We start from the raw sequence: 2,938 nt of genomic DNA on the forward strand, positions 1-2,938 counted from the left end.
CCCTCTGTAACTATCTTTTCACCTTGGTATACAATATCTCCTACACTTAATTGTCTTACCTCTCCTGTTAAGTCATTAAGTGCTCTTGCTATTCCTCCGTTTACGCTTTTAACTACTCCGGCTTCTTTAGCCATCATGTTCTCCTTATTGTTTATAGTATTTTAAATTTTGAATGAATTATATAAATTTTAGAAGTATATGTCTATTGTACTGTGGTACAATAGGGGAGTGCTTAACGAGAAAAAGACAAACAATTATAAAAATTTAATGATATGAAAGAATATCCCAAAGGAATTTTCTTTGGGATATTTAAAATTAGCTCATTAAACAAAAAGTTGTTTAATATATTACGTTATTCGCTATATCGTCTTTAACTTCTACGGTAACGGTACCGCTAGTGAAAGCCGTATAGCCACCTACACTACCGCCCTTCATCCAGTTTCCACCAGTTAAAGTAACCTCATCATTACTATCGCCATCTAGTTTCAATGTAGTCTCAGTACTATCACGAAGCATATTCTTAACATCATCAGCACTTAGACTTAGTTGTGTCTTTTCACCATTTTTAATATCTAGTTTTTCGATATTTCTTACATGGCTAAAATCTATGCTATTATCAGCAACTTTTAATGTATCAAAACCAGATCCACCATCAATCTTAGACGTATCTTGAATGTCAGCGTGTTTACCGATAGAGATAACATCATTTCCGCCACCGCCACCGATTGTTGAATCACCTTTCATAGTTAAGTGATCACCAACTGTAATTGTATCGTTGCCGTCAAAATGTTTTTCCATATCTGTGCCACCCTCACCCCAGTCGCCATAGATACCTGCTTTATTTTCTAGCGTAAAGTGATTTCCAATAGTGATAGTATCATCTTCTTGACCACCTTTTACGTCAGCCCAGTTTTGAAAGGTTACATTATCTCCGATTTCTACGATATCTTTACCAAAGACAGTCTTATCAAATCCAGGGATCTCAACACCATTATTATCAAGACCATCATTAAAACTATTTTCCATATATAGGTCAGAGTTATCTATCGTAGCCCCATCACCAATCTTAGCTGTATCTTTATGGTAACCTAGGTGCATGTGAGTACCTTTATTAACAGTAGCACCAGCTCCTATCTCAAGAGTATCATTATCATCTCCAGTAATTAACTGAGAGTGTGAAACTGTTGCATTCTCTCCAATTGTGATTTTATCTGACTTTTGGTTTAGATCAAATCTAACATTGTGAACATTTGCGTTATCTGCGATATTGATAAAGTCTCTTGCAACAGCTGAACCATAAGAACTAATTGCGGTTTTGTTATAAGAGTTGGCATCTACATCACCGAAATTACCTTTAATATTTACGGTATTATCTCCATTGCTCCAGCTACCACCAAGAGTTATCTTAGTGTTGTCACTTGTAACGTTTTCGATATTTACCTCATTTTTACCTTGCCCTGTCTCAACATTAACATTTTTCAACTCTGCGTTTTTGAGATTGATAATATCGTCATTGCTTCCAGTTATAAGGCTAGCTGTTGTAATTTTAGCACCATCTACGTCAATAGTGTTTTTGCCATTACCTAGATTAACTCCAGATGAGTTAAGAGTAGAGCCACCTTTTAGAGCAAATACGTCCTCTTCATCTTGACCAGTAATATTTAGTCGTTCACCTGTTGTTGCATTTAAGGTAATAGTTGTTTTATCTGATGCAGTGCCATTTGCTTGGATGTCCAGACGAGATAACTGAGAATTTTCTGCTGTAACTGTGTTTTGGCCTGAGCGTATATCCATTACGTTGTGGTTGCCAATTAAATTCGCATCGCCTAAAATTTTGCTGTTTTTAATCACAATGTCATCGTCACCACTTTGAGTCTCTACTCTAAGTTTATTTGTGCTAGTAGCTCCATCAAGGGTGATCTTGTTGTTTCCACGGCCAAAGCTCATCTCTGTCTCGTTTAGAGTGCCATTAACATTAACTGTTTGATCGCTAGCTCCAAAGTGATTTATATGAGCGTTATTTAGCGTTGCACCTTTTTCTATATTAAAGGTTGCAACTCCTTCTGATGCTAGAGTAGCTCCATTCACAGATGCTCCAGACTTAACGTTTACAATATCACGAGCAACTTCACTAAATACATTTTCATCACCAGTATTGATGGTGCTACCAGAAGTTAGGTTTCCGTAAAGGTTTATAACATCATTATCATTCCCACTTTCCACTCTAGCACCATTTTTGATATCACCATATAGATTTATAGTGTCGTCACCGATGAAAGTCATTACTCTTTGTCCATCTAGACCTTTGGTAAATGATATATTGTCATCTGTATCAGTGATAGTACCAGTATTACTTGACGAAGCTATTTGAGGATTATCGCTAGTTACGTTTACAGTAGCTTTTCTTTGATAAACACCTTGTATTGCTCCATCTATGCCGCTAAACATAGGATCATCTCCTACACGCTCTCCTTGATTTTGGATAGAGTTATTTGCTATATGTGCTATTCTTATCTCTAGGTTTTCTATATCTCTAGGGTCATTTACGGTAAGTTTATTACCATACATTGGAACCCAATCACCATTAGCATCTTTGTATTCAAAGATAAAATTGCCGTCTGGAGTCTCTATCTCTTCGTAATCTACACCCTTTTCTACGCCACTTAGGCTAAAAGTATATGTAGTTGGTCTAGATACTAGGTTATTTACGCCATTTGCGTCTAAATTACCTAAAGAGAATTTATACTCTGGACCTTCCCAATCGTAACCCTCTTTTACATTGGTTGAACCTAGAGCTGTAATTGTAGCAATAGGAGGTATAACAGGGGTTGCCTCAGTTCCAGCCCCAACAGCACTTCCTCCACTTACACCAAAGCTATTATCTCCACCTGCTGCTAGAGATAAAGCATCTATGCTTCCTACATTAGCATTTATGTTA

1 protein-coding gene is annotated in these 2,938 nt (G+C 36.9%); it reads right to left on the reverse strand.

The features are described 5' to 3' along the window. Positions 1–339: 339 nt before the first annotated feature. A partial coding sequence (locus A3223_RS09595) for a hypothetical protein (protein ID WP_084109288.1) occupies positions 340–2,938 on the reverse strand: 2,599 nt, incomplete at its 5' end.

It is taken from the genome of Campylobacter concisus (assembly GCF_002092855.1).
GTDB lineage: Bacteria > Campylobacterota > Campylobacteria > Campylobacterales > Campylobacteraceae > Campylobacter_A > Campylobacter_A concisus_AI.